This window comes from Streptomyces sp. NPDC126499 (genome assembly GCF_040302485.1).
Lineage (GTDB): Bacteria > Actinomycetota > Actinomycetes > Streptomycetales > Streptomycetaceae > Streptomyces.
Genome location: NZ_JBEOUO010000006.1, coordinates 66,468 through 89,620 on the forward strand (window position 1 = coordinate 66,468; position 23,153 = coordinate 89,620).

Annotated in this window: 22 protein-coding genes and 2 tRNA genes; 4 read left to right on the top strand and 20 right to left on the bottom strand. The window is 70.7% G+C overall.

The features are described from left to right. Positions 1 to 12: 12 nt before the first annotated feature. The 5 genes from ABTZ91_RS10570 to ABTZ91_RS10590 all read right to left on the bottom strand — a co-directional run bounded on the left by ABTZ91_RS10570 (position 13) and on the right by ABTZ91_RS10590 (position 3,624). Positions 13 to 1,260: a class E sortase gene (locus ABTZ91_RS10570; protein ID WP_352076768.1), complete on the bottom strand. Its 1,248-nt coding sequence runs from the start codon at positions 1,258 to 1,260 to the stop codon at positions 13 to 15. Continuing rightward, positions 1,257 to 1,895 carry an aminodeoxychorismate/anthranilate synthase component II gene (locus tag ABTZ91_RS10575; protein ID WP_352076769.1) on the bottom strand — a complete coding sequence of 213 codons (639 nt, stop codon included), beginning with the start codon at positions 1,893 to 1,895 and terminating at the stop codon, positions 1,257 to 1,259. The genes ABTZ91_RS10570 and ABTZ91_RS10575 overlap by 4 nt, the downstream gene beginning before the upstream one ends. Continuing rightward, complete coding sequence (locus ABTZ91_RS10580; protein ID WP_345486919.1) at positions 1,892 to 2,053, bottom strand: hypothetical protein; 162 nt, start codon at positions 2,051 to 2,053, stop codon at positions 1,892 to 1,894. Before ABTZ91_RS10580 ends, ABTZ91_RS10575 begins: the two co-directional genes overlap by 4 nt. Before the next feature lie 63 nt (positions 2,054 to 2,116). Continuing rightward, on the bottom strand, positions 2,117 to 2,833 hold the full coding sequence (locus tag ABTZ91_RS10585) for a class E sortase (protein ID WP_352076770.1): 717 nt from the start codon (positions 2,831 to 2,833) through the stop codon (positions 2,117 to 2,119). 23 nt (positions 2,834 to 2,856) lie between these two features. Then, positions 2,857 to 3,624 (bottom strand): DUF881 domain-containing protein, encoded by a 768-nt coding sequence (locus ABTZ91_RS10590; RefSeq protein WP_352076771.1) that lies wholly within the window; start codon positions 3,622 to 3,624, stop codon positions 2,857 to 2,859. Positions 3,625 to 3,763: 139 nt separating this feature from the next. Between ABTZ91_RS10590 and crgA the strand changes: the two genes are divergently transcribed. Beyond that, positions 3,764 to 4,021, top strand: a complete 258-nt coding sequence (gene crgA / locus ABTZ91_RS10595) for a cell division protein CrgA (RefSeq protein ID WP_345486916.1) — start codon at positions 3,764 to 3,766, stop codon at positions 4,019 to 4,021. 267 nt (positions 4,022 to 4,288) lie between these two features. Here crgA and ABTZ91_RS10600 read toward each other — a convergent pair whose 3' ends face one another. Together ABTZ91_RS10600 and ABTZ91_RS10605 are read right to left on the bottom strand one after the other, a co-directional pair. Then, entirely contained in the window at positions 4,289 to 5,134 is an 846-nt protein-coding gene (locus ABTZ91_RS10600) for a rhomboid family intramembrane serine protease (RefSeq protein WP_352076772.1), read from the bottom strand. Between the two features lie 97 nt (positions 5,135 to 5,231). After that, positions 5,232 to 5,759: a peptidylprolyl isomerase gene (locus ABTZ91_RS10605; RefSeq protein ID WP_352076773.1), complete on the bottom strand. Its 528-nt coding sequence runs from the start codon at positions 5,757 to 5,759 to the stop codon at positions 5,232 to 5,234. A gap of 167 nt (positions 5,760 to 5,926) precedes the next feature. Between ABTZ91_RS10605 and ABTZ91_RS10610 the strand changes: the two genes are divergently transcribed. Beyond that, on the top strand, positions 5,927 to 6,631 hold the full coding sequence (locus ABTZ91_RS10610; protein WP_352076774.1) for a DUF5324 family protein: 705 nt from the start codon (positions 5,927 to 5,929) through the stop codon (positions 6,629 to 6,631). An 87-nt stretch (positions 6,632 to 6,718) separates the two neighbouring features. On the opposite strand, the gene ABTZ91_RS10615 is transcribed toward ABTZ91_RS10610, so the two are convergent. From ABTZ91_RS10615 to ABTZ91_RS10625, 3 genes are all read right to left on the bottom strand, one after another. Next, entirely contained in the window at positions 6,719 to 7,156 is a 438-nt protein-coding gene (locus tag ABTZ91_RS10615; RefSeq protein ID WP_352076775.1) for a DUF6344 domain-containing protein, read from the bottom strand. Between the two features lie 169 nt (positions 7,157 to 7,325). Continuing rightward, entirely contained in the window at positions 7,326 to 8,585 is a 1,260-nt protein-coding gene (locus ABTZ91_RS10620; protein WP_352076776.1) for an MFS transporter, read from the bottom strand. A 133-nt stretch (positions 8,586 to 8,718) separates the two neighbouring features. Beyond that, positions 8,719 to 8,791 (bottom strand) — tRNA-Ala (locus ABTZ91_RS10625). 132 nt (positions 8,792 to 8,923) lie between these two features. Here ABTZ91_RS10625 and ABTZ91_RS10630 point away from each other — a divergent pair. Together ABTZ91_RS10630 and ABTZ91_RS10635 are read left to right on the top strand one after the other, a co-directional pair. After that, positions 8,924 to 9,472, top strand: a complete 549-nt coding sequence (locus tag ABTZ91_RS10630; protein WP_352076777.1) for a DNA-binding protein — start codon at positions 8,924 to 8,926, stop codon at positions 9,470 to 9,472. Positions 9,473 to 9,520: 48 nt separating this feature from the next. Continuing rightward, a complete protein-coding gene (locus tag ABTZ91_RS10635) occupies positions 9,521 to 10,879 on the top strand; it encodes a serine/threonine-protein kinase (protein WP_352076778.1) in 1,359 nt (452 codons plus the stop codon). Here ABTZ91_RS10635 and ABTZ91_RS10640 read toward each other — a convergent pair. The 10 genes from ABTZ91_RS10640 to dnaN all read right to left on the bottom strand — a co-directional run bounded on the left by ABTZ91_RS10640 (position 10,866) and on the right by dnaN (position 22,531). Further along, the gene (locus tag ABTZ91_RS10640) at positions 10,866 to 12,152 is read right to left on the bottom strand and encodes a hypothetical protein (RefSeq protein WP_352076779.1); all 1,287 of its coding nucleotides are present in this window, start codon (positions 12,150 to 12,152) and stop codon (positions 10,866 to 10,868) included. The genes ABTZ91_RS10635 and ABTZ91_RS10640 overlap by 14 nt on opposite strands. A 159-nt stretch (positions 12,153 to 12,311) precedes the next feature. Beyond that, positions 12,312 to 12,446 (bottom strand): DLW-39 family protein, encoded by a 135-nt coding sequence (locus ABTZ91_RS10645; RefSeq protein WP_003958712.1) that lies wholly within the window; start codon positions 12,444 to 12,446, stop codon positions 12,312 to 12,314. A gap of 429 nt (positions 12,447 to 12,875) precedes the next feature. Then, a tRNA-Ile gene (locus tag ABTZ91_RS10650) sits at positions 12,876 to 12,952 on the bottom strand. A 122-nt stretch (positions 12,953 to 13,074) separates the two neighbouring features. Beyond that, positions 13,075 to 13,656 (bottom strand): DUF3566 domain-containing protein, encoded by a 582-nt coding sequence (locus tag ABTZ91_RS10655; RefSeq protein ID WP_352076780.1) that lies wholly within the window; start codon positions 13,654 to 13,656, stop codon positions 13,075 to 13,077. 96 nt (positions 13,657 to 13,752) lie between these two features. Next, positions 13,753 to 16,350 carry a DNA gyrase subunit A gene (gene gyrA / locus ABTZ91_RS10660; protein WP_352076781.1) on the bottom strand — a complete coding sequence of 866 codons (2,598 nt, stop codon included), beginning with the start codon at positions 16,348 to 16,350 and terminating at the stop codon, positions 13,753 to 13,755. 41 nt (positions 16,351 to 16,391) lie between these two features. Then, positions 16,392 to 18,422 carry a DNA topoisomerase (ATP-hydrolyzing) subunit B gene (gyrB, locus tag ABTZ91_RS10665; RefSeq protein WP_352076782.1) on the bottom strand — a complete coding sequence of 677 codons (2,031 nt, stop codon included), beginning with the start codon at positions 18,420 to 18,422 and terminating at the stop codon, positions 16,392 to 16,394. A 266-nt stretch (positions 18,423 to 18,688) separates the two neighbouring features. After that, on the bottom strand, positions 18,689 to 19,261 hold the full coding sequence (locus ABTZ91_RS10670; RefSeq protein WP_352076783.1) for a DciA family protein: 573 nt from the start codon (positions 19,259 to 19,261) through the stop codon (positions 18,689 to 18,691). Further along, positions 19,258 to 20,388 (bottom strand): DNA replication/repair protein RecF, encoded by a 1,131-nt coding sequence (gene recF / locus ABTZ91_RS10675; RefSeq protein WP_352076784.1) that lies wholly within the window; start codon positions 20,386 to 20,388, stop codon positions 19,258 to 19,260. The genes ABTZ91_RS10670 and recF overlap by 4 nt, the downstream gene beginning before the upstream one ends. A gap of 57 nt (positions 20,389 to 20,445) precedes the next feature. Next, positions 20,446 to 21,324, bottom strand: coding sequence for a phosphogluconate dehydrogenase (NAD(+)-dependent, decarboxylating) (gene gnd, locus ABTZ91_RS10680; RefSeq protein WP_352076785.1), 879 nt, complete (start codon positions 21,322 to 21,324; stop codon positions 20,446 to 20,448). Positions 21,325 to 21,400: 76 nt separating this feature from the next. After that, entirely contained in the window at positions 21,401 to 22,531 is a 1,131-nt protein-coding gene (dnaN, locus tag ABTZ91_RS10685; protein ID WP_345486901.1) for a DNA polymerase III subunit beta, read from the bottom strand. Between the last annotated feature and the right edge of the window lie 622 nt (positions 22,532 to 23,153).

Below are 23,153 nucleotides of genomic sequence, written 5' to 3' on the forward strand. Positions count from 1 at the left end.
CGGTCGTGGGGGTCAGCCTACGAGCGCGTCCGGCTTTCCCTTGCTGCGCGGGCGTTCCTCGACGAGCTTTCCCCACACGATCATGCGGTACGTGCTCGTGAACTCCGGCGTGCAGGTCGTCAGCGTGATGTAGCGGCCGGGCCCGGTGAAGCCGGAGCCCTTCGGTACGGGGTCGATCACGGCGACGTTCGACGGCGAGGTCTGCGGCAGGATGCTCGCCATCTCGTACGTGTAGTAGGCGTCCCGGGTCTCGACGACGATCGGGTCGCCGGGTTCGAGGCGGTTGATGTACCGGAACGGCTCGCCGTGGGTGTTGCGGTGCCCCGCGACGGCGAAGTTGCCCTGCTTGTCGGCGGGCATGGCGGTCTTGAGACTGCCCTCGGCGTAGTGGCCGACCATGCCCTTGTCGAGGACCTTGTTCTTGTCGATGCCCTCGGCGACGGGGACGACGACGTCCAGTTTCGGGATGTACATGATGGCGAAGCCCTCGCCGGGTTCGAAGGCGCCGGGCCTGCGGTCCTCGTGGGACCAGGAGTTCTCGATCCGCTGCTTGGCCTTGTCGGTCTCCTGGCCGGCCCGGACGTTGGTCCACCACAGCTGGTAGGTGACGAAGAGGAGCATGACGACGCCGAAGGTGATGAAGAGCTCACCGACGACGCGGCTGAGGACGACGCCGACGCTGTCCTTGGCGGCGCGGGCGGCGCGGCGGGCCTCCACCCGGGAGAGCGGCGCACCCGTCTGCGCGGGCGCGGCCGGCTCGGGGGCTGTGCCGCGGCCCTTGCGCTTGGCCGCGCGGCGGCGCTCGGCCCGGCCGGGACCGGGCAGCGGCGCGGGGGCCTGGTCGACGGTGTGCAGCGCCATCGTCCGGTCGTCGGCGTCCGGCTCGTACGAGACCGCCGGAGCGGGCTCGGGCCGGTAGGAGGCCGTGAGGTCCGGCTCGGGCCGGTAGGAGGCCGTGAGGTCCGGCTCGGAAGCGTACGAAGCGGGGCCGGGCGGCTCGGGAGCGTACGGAGCGGTGGCAGGCGGCTCGTACGGGGCCGAAGGCGGGGCCTCGTAGGCCTCCTGGGGCGTCTGGGGGCGCGGGACGCCCTGGTAGGCGTCCGGGGCCGGTATCGCCTCGTAGACGGCCGTCTCGGCCTCGTGCAGCGGCGGTACGGGGTCAGGGAGGGGGCCGGGGCCGGACTGGGCGGCGGGTAGGGGCTGGGGCTCGGGCTCGTCCGGCAGGTTCGTCGTCCGGAACCACGGCGACCCGGCCGTCACGCGACGGCCTTGCCCACCACCGGCGCGAGTCCCGCCGACCGCGCGACCGCCCCCTTGTCGCCGCACTGCTCCAGCCAGTTGGCGAGCATCAGGTGGCCGTGCTCGGTGAGCACCGACTCGGGGTGGAACTGGACGCCTTCGACGGGCAGTTCGCGGTGCCGCAGCCCCATGATGATGCCGTCCTCGGTGCGCGCGGTGACCTCGAGCTCGGCCGGCAGGGTGGCGGGCTCGGCGGCCAGCGAGTGGTAGCGGGTCGCGGTGAACGGCGAGGGCAGGCCGGTGAAGACGCCCTTGCCCTCGTGGGTGACGAGCGAGGTCTTGCCGTGCAGCAACTCCGGCGCCCGGTCGACGACCCCGCCGTAGGCGACGGCCATCGACTGCATGCCGAGGCAGACGCCGAACACGGGCACCCCGGTGGCGGCGCAGTGGCGCACCATGTCGATGCAGACCCCGGCCTGCTCGGGCGCGCCGGGACCGGGCGACAGGAGCACCCCGTCGAAGCCGTCCTGGGCGTGGGAGAGCTCCACCTCGTCGTTGCGCAGGACTTCGCACTCGGCGCCGAGCTGGTACAGGTACTGAACGAGGTTGAAGACGAAGCTGTCGTAGTTGTCGACGACGAGAATTCGCGCGCTCACTGGCCGTCCACCGTCACATCGTTGAACGGAAGCAGAGGCTCCGCCCAAGGGAACACGTACTGGAAGAGGACATAGACGACCGCGAGGACCAGCACGACCGAGATCAGCGCCCGCACCAAGGCGTTGCCCGGCAGATGCCGCCAGATCCATCCGTACATGACGTCCGCCGCCCCTTCCGTTCGTTACGGCACCAGAGTACGGGTCGCGGGGGCGCTCGCGGGTCAGCTGTCCAAAGCCTGTGGACGACCGGCCGACACCGGCTGGGTGGCGTCCAGGTGCGCCCAGACGATCAGCCGGTGGCTGCTGCCCCACTCGGGGTCGCAGGTGGTGAGGGTCAGATAGCGGCCCGGTCCGGTGAAGCCGGACTTCCGGGGCACCGGAGCGACGACGCCGGTGTCCGTGGGCACGGTGCGGTAGGGCGCGCGGACGATCCGGTACGTGTACCAGGTCGTCCCGTCGGTGAGGACGACGGCGTCGCCGCGGCGCAGGCGGGGGAAGTCCTTGAAGGGGTCGCCGTAGGTGCGGCGGTGTCCGGCGACGGCGAAGTTTCCGGTGGCGCCGAGGCGGGTGCTGCCGGCGTAGTGGCCGAGGCCCTTCTTCAGGGTGCCCGCCCGGGTGCCTTCCAGGACGGGCCACTCCCAGTCCTCGCCGAGGCGGGGGACGTACATGACGGCGAGGCCCTTGCCGTCGGCGTACGGGGCGGGCGGGGCCGCGGCGGGTGCGGAGGCGGGGGGCGCGGAGGAGGCGGGTGCGGAGGCGGCGGGCGGCTCGACGGGGCGGTCGGCCCACGCGCGCTGGAGGCCGGCGAGCTGTCCGGCGGCGGCGCCGTCCGCCCGCACGCCCGTCCAGTACAGGACGTACACGACGAAGAGGACGATCAGGGCGCCGACGGTGATGCACAGTTCGCTGAGGCTCCGTACGACCAGGCGCAGCGCCACGGGCCCCTCCCAGGCAGTCGGCCTCAGCTCACGGGCTTCGCGTAGTGGAGGTCCACTGTGCCCGAGTAGCCGGGGAGAGTCACCGTCTTGTGCTCGTCGACTTTCCAGCCGAGGCCGTAGGCCTTCACGTAGAGCAGGTAGTTCTGGACGGCGGGGGAGTCGGCGAGGGCGCGGGTCAGCCGGCCGCGGTCACCGACAGCGGTGATCCTGTAGGGCGGCGAGTAGACGCGGCCCTGGAGGATCAGGGTGTTGCCGACGCAGCGCACGGCGCTGGTGGAGATGAGCCGCTGGTCCATGACCTTGATGCCCTTGGCGCCGCCCTGCCACAGGGCGTTGACGACGGCCTGGAGGTCCTGCTGGTGGATGACCAGGTCGTTGGCCTGCGGCTCGGGGTAACCGGGGGCGGCCTGGGCGTTCGGCGGGGCGTCGTCGAGGGTGACGGTGAGGCCGGCGCCGCGGGCCTCGGTGGTGCCGGCGGCCGTCTCCAGGGCGCGCAGGCGCTCGTCCTGGGCCTTGGTGGAGCCGTCGTCGCGGGCGGCGAGGGCGTCGACCTGGCGGCGCAGCGCGGCGGTGGTCTCGTCGAGGCCGGCGTTCTTGTGGCTGCGTTCCTGGATCAGGTCGGAGAGCCTGAGCAGGGAGGCATCGGTGCGCAGGTTGGTGCCCTTGGCGGTGTTGAAGCTCGTGACGAAGATCAGTCCGGCGAGGGCGAACACGGCAGCGGTGAGCAGCCGGACCGGGCGCCACCTGAGGCTTCGGCCCGGCCGTGCGGGAGTGCCGGCGGAATTGCTCAACGTACCCTGATCCCCTTCGGTGCCGCGGAAGCACTACGCTAACGGACGCCCGGGGGACGCAGCGGTCCTCTACGTCACATCCCGGCGCCAGCCACAGTTCCCTGCGCGGTCACGCAGCGCATCGACAGGAGAGTCCCTCGTGCCGAAGTCACGGATCCGCAAGAAGGCCGACTACACGCCGCCGCCCGCCGCGAAGCAGGCCGCGTCCATCAAGCTGACCAACCGCAGCTGGGTCGCGCCGGTGATGCTGGCGCTGTTCGCCATCGGGCTGGTGTGGATCGTGGTCTTCTACGTCACCGACGGCACGCTGCCGGTCAAGTCCCTCAGCAACTGGAACATCGTGGTCGGCTTCGGCTTCATCGCCGCCGGCTTCGGTGTCTCCACCCAGTGGAAGTGACTCGTCAAGCTCTGCCCTGAGTTATCCACAGCGTTGTGCACAGCACTGGATAACTTAAGAAGATCTGTGGATAACTCCCGCGAGGTTGACGCCGGTACGACCACGAGATCTGCCGCACGACCTTGGCCCGCCCTCCGCCTCTGACAGGAAACACCTGGTCAGAGGCGGAGGGCGCGGTCATGTCCAGACCAGCGTGGCGAGCCGGCCACGCACTGTGGATAACTCTGGGGAAAGCTTTCCCGGGAGCTCGTCCACAGCCCTGCCCGCTCAGGTGAGCGCGACGGTACGGCCCAGCACCATCCCCAGGTCGATCAGGAGCAGCAGACCGCAGGCCCCGTACTGCACGAGCGCCCGCCGGTCCCGCGGCGCGTGCACCAGCGCGTACGTGAGGACGGCGCCGGCGACGAGACCTCCGATGTGGGCCTCCCAGGAGACACCCGGGCGGGCGAAGGTGAGGATCAGGGAGATGGCCACGAAGAGCAGGACCGGTCGCATGTCGTAGCGCCGGCGGCGGGCGAGCACCACCCAGGAGCCGATCAGGCCGTAGACGATGCCCGAGGCGCCGAGCGAGGCCTGGTTCGGGGCGTCCAGGACATAGACGAGCGCGGAGCCGGAGAGCCCGGAGAGCAGGCACAGCGCCGCGTAACGGACCCGGCCGAGCTCCGGCTCGACGATTCCGCCGATGATCCACAGACCCAGCATGTTGAAGACGAAGTGCGCGACGTCCTGGTGGAGGAAGGCCGCGGTCAGCAGCCGGTACCACTCGCCGTCCGCGACGCCGACGACCTCGCCGAGCTCCGGGTTGTACGCGAACCCGATCATGACCAGCTCGTCCGTGAACCGGTCCCCCGCCACCCGCACCGCGATGAACAGGACCAGGTTGATCGCGATCAGGATCTTGGTGACGAACCGCTCGTCCGCCGCCACCCGGCCGCCCGCGAGCGTCCTCGGCTGGTTGGCGTCGGGGGCGTGGCCGGTGCCGGAGCCGCCGCGCACGCAGTCCGGGCACTGGAAGCCGACGGACGCGGACACCATGCAGTCCGGGCAGATCGGCTTCTCGCAGCGGGTGCAGCGGATGCCGGTCTCGACGTCCGGGTGTCGGTAGCAGTGCATGCGGGTCCTCCGAGGACGGTCGGCGGGAACGGGTCAGCACGTCGCCCCGCCCTCCCGACGGACGGGCGGGGCGCGAAGGTTCCCGGAACCCCGCGGGTCAGCGGCTCTCGACGACGACGGTCTCGATGACGACGTCCTCGACAGGACGGTTGGTGCTCGGGTTGGTCTCGATCGCGGCGATCGCGTCCACGACCTTCCTGCTCGCCTCGCCGACGACCTCGCCGAAGATCGTGTGCTTGCGGTTGAGCCAGGTCGTCGCGCCGAGCGTGATGAAGAACTGCGAGCCGTTGGTGCCGGGGCCGGCGTTGGCCATCGCCAGCAGGTACGGCTTGTCGAAGAAGAGCTCGGGGTGGAACTCGTCGGCGAACTGGTAGCCCGGGCCGCCCGTGCCGTCCGCCAGCGGGTCACCGCCCTGGATCATGAAGTCCTTGATCACCCGGTGGAAGACCGTGCCGTCGTAGAGCGGCGCCGTGGAGACCTCTCCGGTCGCCGGGTGGGTCCACTCGCGCTCGCCGCGGGCGAGTTCGACGAAGTTGCGGACCGTCTTGGGAGCGTGGAACGGCAGCAGCCGAATCTCGATGTCACCCTGGCTGGTCTTCAGAGTCGCGTACAGCTGCTCGGCCACGATCGCCTTCCTCCACACACCTTTGCCCCGGCGCGCTCGCGCCCGTGGTCCGATCCTCGCATGCCCCGGATGCCCGCCCCGCATGCCGGAGCGCGGTCCGGCAGGCATGATTCCGAACAGGATGGAAAGGTGAAAAACCGACATCGCCACCGAGGAGGAGGAATCCCGTGACCCGCATGGACAGCGTGCGCGCCGCGACAGGTTCGGCGAAGGAGAGCGTCCTGCACGCCGCGGAAGTGGTGGCGCCGTACGCCGGCACGGCCAAGGACCAGGCCGTCCTCTATGCCCACGAAACACGCGCCAAGCTCGCTCCGAAAGTCTCGAAGGCCGCGACAGCGGCCCGTGTTCAGGCCCGGCGTCAGTACGCGTGCCATGTCGCACCGCACGTGCCGCCGCGGGTCGACGAGGCCGCGAAGCGCACCACGGCCGTGACCCGCAAGGCCGCCCGTCAGGCGGCCGACTACACCGTTCCGCGTGTCGAGCACGCGGTCGCCGCGACCGGTCCCGTCCTGGAGGAGGCCGGAGCGCGTTCGACTGCCGCCTGGGCCGCGCTGCGCGGTCAGGTGACGCCGAAGGACGTACGAAAGATCATCAGGAAGCACGAGCGCCGGGCCAGGGCCGGACGCCTCGCCAAGGGCCTCGCGGTCCTCGGAGTGCTGGCCGGCGGCGCCTTCGCCGCCTGGAAGTGGTGGGACAAGCAGGCCAACCCCGACTGGCTGGTCGAACCGCCCGCTCCCACCGAGGTGGACGACAGGACGGCGCGTTCGACGGTCGACGACGACGGATCGTCCCTCGATCCCGAGGTGGCGGCCAAGGAGGCCGAAGCCGGGACGGAGGCGGAGGGCACGGACCGCGACGAAGAGCGTCGCTGATCACCGGCCGGTCGACGGACGAGCTGCTACGACGGACGAGCTGTTACGGGGCGGGGCACAGGGCGCGGCGGAGAATCCCGCCGCGCCCTACGCGGCCTGGGCGGCCGGAGCGGCCGAGCCGGCCGGAGCGGCGGCCGAGGCCGCGGCGGCCGTCGTGACGAGGGCCGCGTCCGTCAGGTCGAGCGCGCCCGCCCGGTCCATGGCGGCCGGGGCGTCCGCGGGCAGGTGCCGGACGGAGGGCGAGGAGCCGTGCGCCTCGGCGTGGATGCGCTGCTTGATGGTGGGCGGCAGGGCGAGGCCCCGCGCGGTGTGCCACTGGGGGGCCGACCTCGGTGCGGGTACGGAGGCGAGGGCGCGCGCCGTCGTCGTGGCGGCCGTCGCGGGCGTCGTCGCCGGCTCGTCGCCCTGCTGGAGGGCGGTCCGCTGGGCGGCGGTGGCGGGGCTCGCCAGGCCGAGGGAGGCGAGCAGGGCGAAGAGGACGGAGACGAAGGCGGTCCAGAACTGCTTGACCTTGGCGGTGGCCATGACCCCTCACTTTCGTGATGTAGAGGTTCGAGACGAGTCGGGCGTTCTCGGATGGTTCATTTCGGATTGCGCGCTTTTCGTACCTTCCTCATGATGGGGAACGGCGCCCGCGATCCGTGGAGCGACGCCGTCGCCGCGCAGTTCTTCCGATGAACACCACTCGTCCGGCTCAGTGCGCCCCGGCGGGCTCGCCGGCCCGTTCGCCGGCCGGCGCGGACGAGGCCCGGGAGCGTTCCGCCCAGCGCACCACCGGCCCCGTGGCGAAGCCCGCCGCCACGAAGATCAGGCCCAGGACCAGCCAGCCCGCCACGCCCCAGCCGACCAGCAGCGTGGTGACCAGGAGCGGCCCGAGGGTCCTCGCGACCGGCACGCCCGTGCCGTAGAAGCCCTGGTACTGGCCGATCCGGTCGCCCGGCGCGAGGGAGAAGCCGATCTGCCACGACCCGGCCGAGTGGCGCATCTCGGCGATCACCTGCAGGACGGCGCCGGCGACCAGCACCGCGACCGTCAGCCCGGTCCCGAGCCCGGCCGCCGTCACCGCGAACACCGCGCACGAGGCGAGCATCACGAGGCTGGACCGGCCCACCGCCCGGGTGGCCTCCGGCAGCCCGGTCACCGAGCGGGCCGCCCGCACCTGAAAGAGCATCACCGCGCCGGTGTTGAGGACGAAGAGCGCCGAGACCGTCCAGCCGGGCGCCGTGGTCCGCTCCACGATCCACAGTGGCAGGGCCAGGCTGAGCAGCGGCAGCCGGAGCAACAGCAGCGCGTTGAGGAGGGTGAGCACGGCGTACGGGCGGTCCCGCAGCACCACGAGCCGCGGTTCCCCGCCGCCGGCGGCCGGGGTGCCCGGCAGTGAGGGCAGGGTGCGCAGCACCAGGGCGCACAGGACGAAACCGGCCGCGTCGAGGGCGAAGACGGCCAGGTAGGCGCCACGGGTCCCGGTACTCAGGGCGAGGCCGCCGAGCGCGGCACCGACGGCGAGCCCGGCGTTGAGGGTGGCCTGGATCCGGGCCAGCGTCCCGACCCGGGCGGCCGGCTCGACCAGACCGGCGAGGAGGGCCTGGCGGGCGGCGGCGAGGCCGCTCTGGGCGGTGGCGTACGCGGCTGCGGCGAGCAGGAAGGGGACGAAGGAGCGGATCAGGAGGAACGAGGCGACGGCCGCCGCGGTGGCCAGGGCGAGCAGGACGGCGGTGCCCCGCGGCCCGCGCCGGTCGGCCAGGTGCCCGAGCGGCACCCCGGCGAGGGAGCCGATCCCCCAGGCCACGGCGAGTCCGGCACCGATCTGCGGGGCGGAGAGGCCGACGATCCGGGAGAAGTAGAGCGCCGAGGTCACATAGAAAGCGCCGTCGCCGATCGAGTTGCCGAGCTGGGCGATCAGCAGCGCCCGCTGGGTCCGTGCGGTGCCGCCGGTCTTCGTCGTCTTCGCCATGGACACGACGCTAGGCCCGGGTGGCCCAGCTCACCTGGTCCATTCCCGAGCTGCGGGAGCGGGCCACTTCCCCCTGAGCGCGAAAAAGCTCCCCGCCCCGCGTTTCCGCAGGTCAGGGAGCTCTCGTCCGGAGTGGAGCCTAGGGGAGTCGAACCCCTGACATCTGCCATGCAAAGACAGCGCTCTACCAACTGAGCTAAGGCCCCGGAACGACAACAGAGTACCGGGTCACCCCCTGTATTCCGCAAAAGGATTGGGACTCCCCGTGGACGACCACGCTCCGTAAGATGCTGATCGGGGTTCGCAGTGGCGAACCCAAGGGATGGGGAGAAGTAGTAATGGATACAGCGCAGCAGGAAGCCACGGCCAGAGCCCGGGAGCTCCAGCGCAGTTGGTACGGGGAGCCGTTGGGGGCGCTCTTCCGCCGGCTGATCGACGATCTCGGACTGAATCAGGCCCGGCTCGCGGCCGTGCTCGGCCTGTCGGCGCCCATGCTCTCCCAGCTGATGAGCGGCCAGCGGGCCAAGATCGGCAACCCCGCCGTGGTCCAGCGCGTCCAGGCCCTGCAGGAGCTCGCCGGCCAGGTCGCCGACGGCAGCGTCAGCGCCGCCGAGGCCACCGACCGGATGGACGAGATCAAGAGGTCCCAGGGCGGCTCCGTCCTCACCTCCGGCACCCAGTCCACCACCACCAGCGGCGCGCCCACCGTGCGCCGGGTGGTCCGCGAGATCCAGTCGCTGCTGCGCTCCGTGGCCGCGGCGGGCGACATCATCGAGGCGGCCGACTCGCTCGCGCCCGCCCACCCGGAACTGGCAGAGTTCCTCCGGGTGTACGGCGCGGGGCGCACCGCGGACGCGGTGGCCCACTACGAGGCGCATCAGAACTGACGCCGGTACGACATCATCCGAGACGGTACGGGGAGCGGGCGCAGCGCGATGGGTGAGGTCTTCGCTGGTCGGTACGAACTGATCGATCCGATCGGTCGCGGCGGGGTCGGCGCGGTGTGGCGTGCCTGGGACCACCGGCGCCGCCGCTATGTGGCGGCCAAGGTGCTCCAGCAGAGCGACGCCCACACCCTGCTGCGCTTCGTCCGCGAGCAGGCGCTCAGGATCGACCATCCGCACGTCCTCGCCCCGGCCAGCTGGGCCGCGGACGACGACAAGGTCCTCTTCACCATGGACCTCGTGGCGGGTGGCTCCCTGGCCCACGTCATCGGGGACTACGGCGCGCTGCCGCCCCGCTTCGTGTGCACCCTGCTCGATCAGCTGCTGTCCGGACTGGCCGCGGTGCACGCGGAGGGGGTCGTGCACCGCGACATCAAGCCGGCCAACATCCTGCTCGAAGTCACCGGCACCGGACGGCCGCACCTGCGGCTGTCCGACTTCGGCATCTCGATGCGCAAGGGCGAGCCCCGGCTCACCGAGACCAACTACGTGGTGGGCACGCCCGGTTACTTCGCGCCCGAGCAACTGATGGGCGCGGAGCCGGACTTCACCGCGGACCTGTTCGCGGTCGGCCTGGTCGGGCTCTATCTGCTCCAGGGCCGCAGGCCGGACTCCCAGGCGCTCGTGGACCACTTCATGACCTACGGCACCCCGAGCGCCCCGCGGGGCATCTCCGAACCGCTGTGGCAGGTGCTCGCCGGGCTGCTCCAGCCCGACCCGCAGGCCCGCTTCAAGACGGCCACGGGCGCGCGCAAGGCGCTCAACGCGGCGGCCGAGCTGCTGCCCGAGCCCGGTCCCGGCGAGGAGCGGGTCGAGATCCTCGACCAGATCGGCCCGCTGCCGGCCGGCTTCGGCCCGAACGGCCCGGAGCCCGTGCCCGCCGAGCAGCCGCAGCATGCTCAGCAGCCCGCCCAGCAGGACGCCTCCCAGCACCAGCCGAACCTGCCGAGCCCGTCCGAGACGGGCAGCTTCCACCTGCCGCCGCCGCCCCGGACGCCCACCCGGCCGGTGGCCGTCCCACCGGCCCCCGCCTTCGGGCCGCCCCCGCCACAGGTCGCCCCCCAGCCGGGAGCCTCTCGGCCCGGCGCCTCCCCGGCCATGTCCCCCGCCGCCCAGGCCGGGGCCCCGGCTCCGTCCTCCGTACAGCCGTCCGCGCATTCCCCCGCCTCCTTCGCCCAGGCCCCCACGGCCGCGGTGTCCAACGAGCAGGTCTCCACTCGTTCCTACACCGCTCAGGCCGGATCGGTTCCCGTGCGCCGGCCGGGCCCGCCCGCGAAGGTGGCGGTCCCGGTCCTGGTCACCGCGCTGGTCTGCTTCGCCGTCGGGATCTGGGCGCTCATCCAGGCGTAGGTCCCGCGCCCGCCGCCCGGCGGGCAAGGAGCCACCAGGCGCCCAGGCCGAGGACGAGGACCGTACCGGCGCCGATCCCGGCCACGCCGACGACCCTCAGCGTGCCGCTCCTGGCCGCCTGCGGGCCGCTCTGGCCGCTGGCCGCCGCCTCCCGGTCGTCGTCGGTCACCGTGAAGGGCCCGGCGGGACCGTCGTACGCCGGCTGCGGCTTGGACTGCCCGGTCACGTTCACCCGCAGGGTCAGCGGCAGCGGCTTGTCCCCGTAGGCCTTGGCGATCTCGGGGCTGAGCGTGGCCGACAGGTAGTACCAGCCGGCGAACCGCAGGCCGCTGGTGGAGTCGTTCGAGGAGAAGCGGTTCTCGTAGGCCACCGGCCGCTGCGGGTCGAGCGCGAGGGTCGACGGATCGCCGTCGTAGGACAGGTCCTTGCCGTCGACGTAGCCGCGGGCCGGATTCATCAGGGACACCGTGAGCGCGTAGCCGACGTAGGCGTCGGCGGCCGGGCTGCTGCCCAGCTCGGCGGTGGCGAAGATCTGCTGGCCCCAGTCGACGGGGACGCGGTAGTACATCGTCTGGCCGGGCCTGATGTCGGTGCGCCACTCGCCCTGACGGAGCGAGGTCGCGTTGTGGAAGCCGGCGCCTCCGTCACGCCGCTGCGGCCCGCCGGCGGGCGGCTGGGGCGTGCCCGAGGCCCAGGTCTCCGGCAGGGCCGTCGGGCCGGTCTTCCTCAGTCCCGGCTCGGTCACATAGCGGAGCTCCAGTTCCCAGTCCGAGCCGTCGGACTCGGAGGTGCGCTCCACGAGGACGTAGTACGCGCCGACCTGCTGGCAGCTGGAGGAGTCCGGGTCGATCGTGCGGTGGGTGTAGGCGGCGATCGGCCGGGCGAAGCCGAAGCCGCCGAAGTTCACCGACTGGTGGCCGCAGTCGGTGCCCGATCCGTCCTGCATGGTCACCTTGATGCCGTCGCTGTAACCGGCCTTCGCGCCCGCTTTCGGGACCGCGACGACCGAGACGTACGCGTTCTGCTTGTCGTCGAGGTCGACGCGGTAGTAGAGCTTGCCGTCCTTCTTGATGGTGTCCCGGTAGCTCTGCCCGGCCGTGAGCCGCTCGGCGTCCAGGTTCGAGACGGCGCCCTTCACCCGCCGGGCCTGGTCGTCGAAGGCGTAACCGCCGCCCTCACCGGCCGCCCGGGCACCGCCGGGCAGCGCGAGGGCCGCGCACACCGCCGCGGCCAGCACCCCCGCCGTACGACCGGTTCCCCGTTGCCTCTTCACGCGCTTCTCCTCGTGGTCTCCGTGCGCGCCCATCCTGCCCGCTCCTCTGACCGGGACCCTACAAATTTGCGAGGGCAAGCAATCGATTGGCGAACGCGAACAAAGTGAGGCCCCGACCGCTCACCGCGGTCGGGGCCTCACTCACACACGCTCTTCGTCTCACACACCCGAACCTGCGGGCACGGAGTCGGTCGCCTCCGTCCACAGATCCTGCTCGGCGCGATCCGCCTGGATCTGGCGGTACACGAGGAGCCCGCCGATGGCGGCCAGTGCGACCAGGAGAAGCTTCTTCACCGCGCGACCTCGTCTTTCGTTGACGTAGGAGACTTCTGACGCCCACTCTACACACCGACCGATACCGATCGGTGACCTCGTCCGCCAACGCGTCCGGGCAAAACAATCGACCCGGACGGGTGAACCGTCCGGGCCGTCGGACCGGCGCTAGCCGACCTCGTACTGACCGACCTCCAGGAAGTGACGCTGCGTGCCCTTGGACCTATCCCGCCAGGAGGGGCAGGCGTCGGCGCAGCGCGCGCGGAGCGGGCCGGAGGCAGGAGCGTCACGCGGAGCGGAGCCGGGTGCTTGATGAGGTAGACGGCGACAGAGCGGGAAGCCGCAGCCATGCTCGCCGAGCTTCTGGAAGACCCGTTGATCGGCTGAGCGGCTGATGGCAGCCGTAGATGTCAAAGACCCCCAGTCGCGATCGACTGGGGGTCTTCGTGCTGGTGGGGCTAACAGGATTTGAACCTGTGGCCTCATCCTTATCAGGGATGCGCTCTAACCAACTGAGCTATAGCCCCGCCGCGCTTTGCGGTGTGTGTCCCGCGCGCTGACTCCTGAAGATTAGCGCACGTGGGGGCCAGTCCCAAAATCGCCCGGGGCCGGAGCCCCTGAGGGTGCGCGTACCCGGCCCCCGCGCGGGTCACTCGTCCTCGGCGAGGGTGAGCTCGACACCGCCCACGAAGCCGGCCGACAGGTTGTAGATGAAGGCGCCCAGCGTGGCCAGGGCCGTCATCAGGACCACGTCGATCACCGCGATGACCGAGGTGAACATCAGCACCCGCGGAAGCGACAGGAAGGACTGCAGGTCGAAGCCGTTGGACTCGTTGGAGCCGGTGGCCTCGCTGATCGTGCCGCCGACGGTCGAGAAGACGCCCATGGCGTCCATGACCATCCACAGCACCGCCGCGGCCACCACCGTGCAGATGCCGAGCGCGATGGAGAGCAGGAAGCTCACCTTCATCACCGACCACGGATCGGCCTTGGCGACCCGCAGTCGCGCCTTGCGCGTGCGCGGAGTGGTACGCGCGCCCGTGCGCGGCTTGCGCGTGGCCGCCGCGCCCTTGCCGCCGGCCGGCACGCCCTGGGCGGGCGTGCCCTGCCCGGGGGCGTAGGCCTGCGGCGGGTGGTAGGGCCCGCTCTGCGGCTGCGTCCCCCCACGCTCGCCGGGCAGCGGCCCGTTGTACGTCTCGTACGAGGGTCGCTGCCCCCGAGTGTCCGTCACCGTAACCCCCTGGGAGTCCGTGGCGGAGCCACGGGCACCGCTCGATCCTGCGGACCGGCCGTCGGCCGAACCGGCGCCCGTGGCTCCACTCACGCTCTACTCCTCGTGCTCCCCGGTCTCGGGCTCCGTGCCCTCGACCGCCTCGGCCGTCTCCCCGGCCTCGGCAGCTTCCTCGATGTCGTCGTCCTCGCCGCCGGCCTCGGCATTGCGGGCGATGCCGACGACGGCGTCGCGCTTGCCCAGGTTGATCAGCTGGACGCCCATGGTGTCACGGCCGGTCTCCCTGACTTCGTTGACTCGCGTACGAATCACACCGCCGGACAGCGTGATGGCGAGGATCTCGTCGGTGTCCTCGACCACCAGCGCGCCCACGAGCGAACCACGGTCCTCCACGATCTTGGCGGCCTTGATGCCGAGGCCGCCGCGACCCTGGACGCGGTACTCGTCGACGGCGGTGCGCTTGGCGTAGCCACCGTCGGTCGCGGTGAAGACGAACGTACCGGGCCGGACGACATTCATCGAGAGCAGCTCGTCGTCCTCGCGGAAACTCATCCCCTTGACCCCGGAGGTCGCGCGTCCCATCGGGCGCAGGGCGTCGTCCGATGCGGTGAAGCGGATCGACTGCGCCTTGCGGCTGATGAGCAGCAGGTCGTCGTCGGAGGAGACCAGCTCGGCGCCGATCAGCTCGTCGTCGCTGCCGTCCTCGCGCTCGCGCAGGTTGATGGCGATGACACCGCCGGAGCGCGGCGAGTCGTAGTCCTTCAGCGCGGTCTTCTTCACGAGGCCGGCCTTGGTGGCGAGCACCAGGTACGGCGCGGCCTCGTAGTCGCGGATCGCGAGGATCTCGGCGATCTGCTCGTCCGGCTGGAAGGCCAGCAGGTTGGCCACGTGCTGGCCGCGGGCGTCCCGGCCGGCGTCCGGCAGCTCGTACGCCTTGGCCCGGTAGACCCGGCCCTTGTTGGTGAAGAAGAGCAGCCAGTTGTGGGTGGTGGTCACGAAGAAGTGGTCGACGATGTCGTCCTGCTTCAGCTTCGTGCCGCGCACGCCCTTGCCGCCGCGCTTCTGCGAGCGGTAGTCCTCGGTCTTCGTACGCTTCACATAGCCGCCACGCGTGATGGTGACGACGATGTCCTCCTCGGCGATCAGGTCCTCGATGGACATGTCACCGTCGAAGGGCACGAGCTGGCTGCGGCGGTCGTCGCCGTACTTGTCGACGAGCGCCGTGAGCTCCTCGCTGACGATCTGCCGCTGCTTCTCGGGCGAGGCCAGGATCGCGTTGTACTCGTTGATCTTCGCCTGGAGCTCGTCGTGCTCGGCGACGATCTTCTGGCGCTCCAGGGCGGCGAGCCGGCGCAGCTGCATCTCGAGGATGGCGTTGGCCTGGATCTCGTCGATCTGGAGGAGGCCCATCAGGCCCTCGCGGGCGACGTCGACCGTGTCGCTGCGCCGGATGAGGGCGATGACCTCGTCGATCGCGTCGAGGGCCTTGAGCAGACCGCGCAGGATGTGGGCGCGCTCCTCGGCCTTGCGCAGCCGGAACTTGGTCCGGCGCACGATGACCTCGATCTGGTGCGTCACCCAGTGGCGGATGAACGCGTCGATCGAGAGGGTGCGCGGCACGCCGTCGACGAGCGCCAGCATGTTGGCGCCGAAGTTCGTCTGGAGGTCGGTGTGCTTGTACAGGTTGTTGAGGACGACCTTGGCGACCGCGTCCCGCTTGAGGACGATGACCAGGCGCTGGCCGGTGCGCGAGGAGGTCTCGTCGCGGACGTCGGCGATGCCGCCGATCTTGCCGTCCTTCACCAGGTCGGCGATCTTCTGCGCGAGGTTGTCCGGGTTGACCTGGTAGGGCAGCTCGGTGACCACCAGGCACTGGCGGTTCTGGATCTCCTCGACCTCGACGACCGCGCGCATGGTGATGGAGCCGCGGCCGGTGCGGTAGGCCTCCTCGATGCCCTTGCGGCCGACGACGAGCGCGCCGGTGGGGAAGTCGGGGCCCTTGATGCGCTCGATGAGCGCGTCGAGCAGCTCCTCGTGGGTGGCCTCGGGGTGCTCCAGGTACCACTGGGCGCCGGCGGCGACCTCGCGCAGGTTGTGCGGCGGGATGTTGGTCGCCATGCCGACCGCGATGCCGGCGGAGCCGTTGATCAGCAGGTTCGGGAAGCGGGAGGGCAGGACGGTCGGCTCCTGGGAGCGGCCGTCGTAGTTGTCCGTGAAGTCGACGGTCTCCTCGTCGATGTCGCGGACCATCTCCATCGACAGCGGCGCCATCTTGCACTCGGTGTAGCGCATGGCCGCCGCCGGGTCGTTGCCCGGGGAGCCGAAGTTGCCGTTGGAGTCGACGAGCGGCATCCGCATGGCCCAGGGCTGGGCGAGGCGGACGAGGGCGTCGTAGATCGAGGTGTCGCCGTGCGGGTGGTAGTTGCCCATGACGTCGCCGACGACGCGGGCGCACTTGTAGAAGCCCTTCTCGGGCCGGTAGCCGCCGTCGTACATCGCGTACAGCACGCGGCGGTGTACGGGCTTGAGGCCGTCCCGGACGTCGGGCAGCGCGCGCGACACGATGACGGACATCGCGTAGTCGAGGTACGAGCGCTGCATCTCGGTCTCGAGCCCCACGGGCTCCACGCGCATGCCCACGCCGGGAACCGTCGGCTCCTCTTCGGGCATCACAGGGGTGTTCTCGTCGGCCATTGCCGGTCTTCAGTCCTTTCGTACGGTCAGCTGAGGCCGACTCAGATGTCGAGGAAGCGAACGTCCTTGGCGTTGCGCTGGATGAACGAGCGCCGTGCCTCGACGTCCTCACCCATCAGCACCGAGAACAGATCGTCGGCCTGCGCCGCGTCGTCGAGGGTGACCTGGCCGAGCACGCGGTGGTCCTGGTCCATGGTGGTGATGCGCAGCTCCTCGGCGTTCATCTCGCCGAGGCCCTTGAAGCGCTGGATCGAGTCCTCGCGGATCCGCTTGCCGTTCTGCTTGCCCAGCTCGACCAGGGCGTCGCGCTCGCGGTCCGAGTAGGCGTACTCGAAGTCGTCCCGGCCCCACTTGATCTTGTAGAGCGGCGGGCGGGAGAGGTAGACGTGCCCGGCCTCGACCAGGGGGCGCATGAAGCGGAAGAGGAAGGTCAGCAGCAGGGTGTTGATGTGCTGGCCGTCGACGTCGGCGTCCGCCATCAGGATGATCTTGTGATAGCGGAGCTTCTCGATGTCGAAGTCCTCGTGGACGCCGGTGCCGAAGGCGGAGATCAGCGCCTGGACCTCGGTGTTCTGGAGGATCTTGTCGATCCGGGCCTTCTCGACGTTCAGGATCTTGCCGCGGATCGGCAGGATGGCCTGGTACATCGGGTTGCGGCCGGACTTGGCCGAGCCGCCGGCGGAGTCACCCTCGACGATGAAGATCTCGCACTTGGTGGGGTCGTTCGACTGGCAGTCGGAGAGCTTGCCCGGCAGGGACGCCGACTCCAGGAGACCCTTGCGGCGGGTCAGGTCGCGGGCCTTGCGGGCGGCCACGCGCGCGGTGGCGGCGGTGATGCCCTTGCGGATGATGTCCGCGGCCTCGTTGGGGTTGCGGTCGAACCAGTCGGTCAGGTGCTCGAAGACGACCTTCTGGACGAAGGTCTTCGCCTCGGTGTTGCCGAGCTTGGTCTTGGTCTGGCCCTCGAACTGCGGCTCGCCGATCTTGACCGAGATGATGGCGGTCAGACCCTCGCGGATGTCGTCGCCCGTGAGGTTGTCGTCCTTCTCGCGGAGCAGCTTCTTCTCGCGCGCGTACTTGTTGACGAGGGTCGTCAGCGCGGCACGGAAGCCCTCCTCGTGCGTACCGCCCTCGTGGGTGTGGATCGTGTTCGCGAACGAGTACACGCCCTCGCTGTACGACGAGTTCCACTGCATCGCGATCTCGACCGAGAGGAGGCGCTCCTTGTCCTCGGCCTCGATGTCGATGACGGTCGGGTGGATCAGGTCGCCCTTGCGCGAGTTGAGGTACTTCACGAAGTCGACGATGCCGCCCTCGTAGTGGTACTTCACCGTGCGCGCGGCCGGCTCGGCGGCCGCCTCGGCGTCGGGGTCGTCGGCGCCGACGGTGGCCTTCGCGGACTCGCGCTCGTCGGTGAGCGTGATCGTCAGGCCCTTGTTCAGGAAGGCCATCTCCTGGAAACGGCGCGAGAGCGTCTCGAAGGAGTACTCGGTGGTCTCGAAGATGTCGGGGTCGGCCCAGAAGGTGACCGAGGTGCCGGTCTCCTCGGTCGCCTCGTGCTTGGCGAGGGGCGCCGTCGGGGCGCCCATCTTGTAGTCCTGCGTCCAGCGGTGGCCGTCGGTCTTGATCTCCACCGAGACCTTGGTGGACAGCGCGTTGACGACGGAGACGCCGACGCCGTGCAGACCGCCGGAGACCGCGTAGCCGCCGCCGCCGAACTTGCCGCCCGCGTGGAGGACCGTGAGCACGACCTCGACGGCCGGCTTGCCCTCGGACTCGACGATGCCGACGGGGATGCCGCGGCCGTTGTCGACGACGCGGACGCCGCCGTCGGCGAGGATCGTCACGTCGATGGTGTCCGCGTGACCGGCCAGGGCCTCGTCGACCGAGTTGTCGACGACCTCCTGCACCATGTGGTGCAGACCGCGCTCTCCGGTCGAGCCGATGTACATGCCGGGGCGCTTGCGCACCGCATCCAGGCCCTCGAGGACCTGGATGTTGCTGGCGGTGTACTGCTTGTTCTCGTTGGGGTTGCCGGAATCGGCCACGAAGCGCCCTTTCTGGCACAGCACAAGCCGTTCTCCGGGCATACGGGAGCGGCTGCGTCGTTCGACATGTTCCGCGGGGTGGCGGGATTGTCTTCCAGTCTACCGGTACCACTGACACTCATGGGGGTTTGCCGGTACCTGAATGCTCATGTGCCGCCCTCGGCGGGCGCGAGACGACTCCCCATATCCGGGGAGGGGCTCCAGACGCCCCTGACGGCCACCTAGCGCTTCGGGCGGTGACCGGTTGTGGGCATGCGTCCCGCGCGGGGTCGCGCGTCCGCCCCGTACCGCTATCCGTACGTATCTCCGGGTCCCGTCGACCCGGGCGCCCGCAGCGGCCCGTAGCCCCGCCGGGGGCCGCCCGGACCCAGGACCTTGATCATCCGTACGGTGCCGTGCCCCAGGTCCTCGTTGAGGCGCGCGACCAGGCGCGGGGCGAGCAGCCGCAGCTGGGTCGCCCATGCCGTGGAGTCGCACTGCACGGTGAGCACCCGCTCCTCGGGGTCCTCGTCGTACTTCAGCGGTACGCAGTGCTTGGCGAGGTCCTCGCCGACGATCTGCGGCCAGCGCCCCATCACCCCGCCGACCGCGGCCGGGGTCTCCCAGCCCCGTTCGGTGATCAGCCGGTTGATCGCGGCGCCGAGCGCCATCGGGTCGCGGCCGTCGGCGCGCGCGCCGGAGCGCAGTCCGCCGCCGCGCCTGGCCTGCTTCTTCTGCTGGGCCGCCGCGCCCCGCGCCTTCGCCTGCTCCTTGGCGGCGCGCAGCGCGACCCGGGCCAGGTCGACGCCGGAGGGCTCGGGCACCGCCGGTACCGCGGGCTTGTCCACAGGCTGTGGGGAAGTTTCGCCGCCGATGCCCGTCATGCTCGTGCCACCCTTTCGACCGCTCCGCCGGCCACCGCGTACCGCGTGCCGGCGAGCACGCCCGGCACGTCGTCGTCGACCGCCGCCGTGACGAGGACCTGCTCGCCCGGCGCCACCAGCTCCGCGAGGCGCTCGCGCCGGCGCGCGTCCAGCTCGGCGAAGACGTCGTCGAGGACGAGGACCGGCTCGTTGCCCTCGGCGCGCAGCAGGTCGTACGAGGCGAGCCGCAGCGCGAGGGCGTAGGACCAGGACTCGCCGTGGCTCGCGTACCCCTTGGCCGGCAGGTCTCCGAGCTTGAGGAGGAGGTCGTCGCGGTGCGGTCCGACCAGCGTGACGCCCCGCTCGACCTCCTGTTTGCGTACGTCGGCGAGCGCGGCGATCAGCTGTCCGTACAGCTCCTCGCGGGTGTGCCCGGCTGCGGGCGCGGACGGCTTGTACTCGAGGTGGACCGGTCCGCCGCCCGGGGCCAGCTGCTCGTACGCCTTGTCGGCGAGCGGGCGGAGCGTGCCGATGAGGTCGAGCCGCTGGGCGAGCAGCTCGGCGCCGGCCCGGGCCAGGTGCTGGTCCCACACGTCCAGGGTCGACAGGTCCATGCCGCGGCCACCGTGGCGCCGGGCCATGGCGGCGGACTTCAGGAGCGTGTTGCGCTGCTTGAGCACCCGCTCGTAGTCGGAGCGCACGCCCGCCATGCGCGGCGCGCGCGCCGTGATCAGTTCGTCGAGGAAGCGCCGGCGCTCGCCGGGGTCGCCCTTGACGAGGGCCAGGTCCTCCGGCGCGAACAGCACGGTCCGCACGATCCCCAGCACGTCACGCGGTCTGACCTGCGAGGACCTGTTGATGCGGGCGCGGTTGGCGCGGCCCGGGTTGAGTTCGAGCTCGACGAGCTGGGAGCGCTCGCCCTGGGTGACGGCGGCGCGGATGATCGCCCGCTCCGCCCCCATGCGCACCAGCGGGGCGTCGGAGGCGACACGGTGGCTGCCGAGGGTGGCGAGATAGCCGACGGCCTCGACGAGGTTGGTCTTGCCCTGGCCGTTCGCGCCCACGAACGCGGTGACGCCCGGATCGAGCGGGACCTCGACCCGGGCGTAGGAGCGGAAGTCGGCCAGCGACAGATGCGTGACGTGCATGGTGTGCGCCGACCTTCCCCCGGCGGGCTGTGCACCGCCGGGTGCACAGCCTGTGGATTACTTCTTCGTCTCGACCGCGTGACCGCCGAACTGGTTGCGCAGCGCGGCGATCATCTTCATCTGCGGCGAGTCGTCCTGACGCGACGCGAACCGCGCGAACAGCGACGCGGTGATCGCCGGCAGCGGTACGGCGTTGTCGATGGCGGCCTCGACGGTCCACCGGCCCTCGCCGGAGTCCTCCGCGTAGCCGCGCAGCTTCTCCAGGTGCTCGTCCTCGTCGAGGGCGTTGACCGCGAGGTCGAGCAGCCAGGAGCGGATGACGGTGCCTTCCTGCCAGGAGCGGAAGACCTCGCGGACGTCGGTGACGGAGTCGACCTTCTCCAGGAGCTCCCAGCCCTCGGCGTAGGCCTGCATCATCGCGTACTCGATGCCGTTGTGGACCATCTTCGCGAAGTGGCCGGCGCCGACCTTGCCCGCGTGGACCGAGCCGTAGGGACCCTCGGGCTTGAGGGCGTCGAAGATCGGCTGGACCTTCGCCACGTTCTCGGCGTCGCCGCCGTACATCAGCGCGTAGCCGTTCTCCAGGCCCCAGACGCCGCCGGAGACACCACAGTCGACGAAGCCGATGCCCTTGGCGGCGAGCTCCTCGGCGTGCTTCTCGTCGTCGGTCCAGCGGGAGTTGCCGCCGTCCACCACGACGTCGCCGGGCGAGAGCAGCTGCGCCAGCTCGTCGATGGTGGACTGGGTGGCGGCACCGGCCGGGACCATCACCCACACGACGCGCGGGCCCTTGAGCTTGCCCACAAGCTCTTCGAGGCTGTGGACGTCGGCGAGGTCCGGGTTGCGGTCGTATCCGATGACGGTGTGGCCTGCGCGGCGGATGCGCTCGCGCATGTTGCCGCCCATCTTGCCGAGACCGACGAGACCGAGCTCCATCAGAGATTCCTTAAGCGTCGTGTGCGGTTTACCCGGGTCCGAGCCTACGCCCGGACCCCGGTGCACACCTGTGGGGTCAGCCGCTCAGGCGTACCGGCATGATCAGGTACTTGTAGGCCTCGTCGGCCTCCGCGTCGACCGCCGGCCGGCCGCTCAGGAGGGCGGGCTTGGTGGAGGTCGTGAAGGAGAGCTGGGCGACCGGGGAGTCGATCGCGCTCAGGCCGTCCAGGAGGAAGGTCGGGTTGAAGGCGATCGAGATGTCGTCGCCCTCCAGCTGCGCGTCGACGCGCTCCACAGCCTGTGCGTCGTCGCTGGAGCCGGCCTCCAGGATGAGGACGCCCTGCTCGAAGCTGAGCCGGACCGGGGTGTTGCGCTCGGCGACCAGGGCCACACGCTTGACGGCCTCGACGAACGGGGCGGTCTCGATCACCGCGATCGAGTTGAACTCGGTGGGGAAGAGCGTCCGGTACTTCGGCAGGTCGCCTTCGAGCAGCCGGGTGGTGGTGCGGCGGCCGGCGCCCTCGAAGCCGATCAGGCCCTCGCCCTTGCCGGAGCCGGAGAGCGCCAGGGTGACGGTGTCGCCGCTGGTCAGGGCCTTGGCCGTGTCCAGGAGCGTCTTGGCGGGCACCAGGGCGACGGCGGAGGCGTCCGGCGACTCCGGCTTCCACAGGAACTCGCGGACGGCGAAGCGGTAGCGGTCGGTGGAGGCCAGGGTGACCGTGTCGCCCTCGATCTCGATGCGCACACCGGTGAGGACGGGCAGCGTGTCGTCACGGCCGGCGGCGATGGCCACCTGGGCGGCGGCGGCCGCGAAGACCTCGCCGGGGACGGTGCCGGTCGCGGTGGGCATCTCCGGCAGCGCCGGGTACTCCTCCACGGGCAGGGTGTGGAGGGTGAAGCGGGAGGTGCCGCAGACCACGGTCGCCCGCACACCGTCCGTGGAGATCTCCACCGGGCGGTTGGGCAGGGCGCGGCAGATATCGGCGAGCAGGCGGCCGGAGACCAGGACCGTGCCGTCCTCCTCCACCTCGGCCTCGACAGAGACCCGGGCCGAGACCTCGTAGTCGAAGCTGGAGAAGCTCAGCGCGCCGTCCTCGGCCTTCAGCAGAAGGCCCGCGAGTACGGGCGCCGGCGGACGGGCCGGAAGGCTGCGGGCCACCCAGGCCACCGCCTCCGCGAGTACATCGCGCTCCACCCGGATCTTCACCGGAACCGCCTCCTGCTTGTTGCTGGCTCTTCGTCGACTGCGGGAACCAGTCTGACGTACGCCGCCGACACTCGGTGCGGCTCGGGGTCAAGTCGCGACAAGAGCTCGCCGAGGCTCCGGCGCCGAGTTGTGCACAGGTCCCACTTCAAAGCGGATTCCGGGCTAACTATGAGTGGGAGTAGTAGTAGGGCCTGTGGAAACCGTGGATAACGCCATCCACGCAGGTCAGACCCAGTTTTTTGTCCACCGGCCCTGTGGGTGACACCGGTGGACAACCGGGGTGCTCTGTGGACACACCAAAGTTCTGCACACCCGATTCACAGGCCATGGGGAGTTCTCCCCAGTGCTGTCCCCAGCTTTCCCCCGGTTCCCCACAGCCCAAACGTCTCCCTTGGTGTGACCGCTTTCACTCGGCCCGGTGAGGCGGGGTGTTTTGTTGCCGAACAGTGGACAGCGGTGTGGAGAAGCTGTGGGCAACCACCCCCAGCCTGTGGGTTGCCCGTGGACAACCGCGAGGGGTCCCTGTGGACGAAAGTTTTGTCCACAGCCTGTGGAGATCGGTTGCCAACAATTCCACACCCCTCTGACCTGGCTGGATGGCCTGTGACCAGGGCAGCCTGTG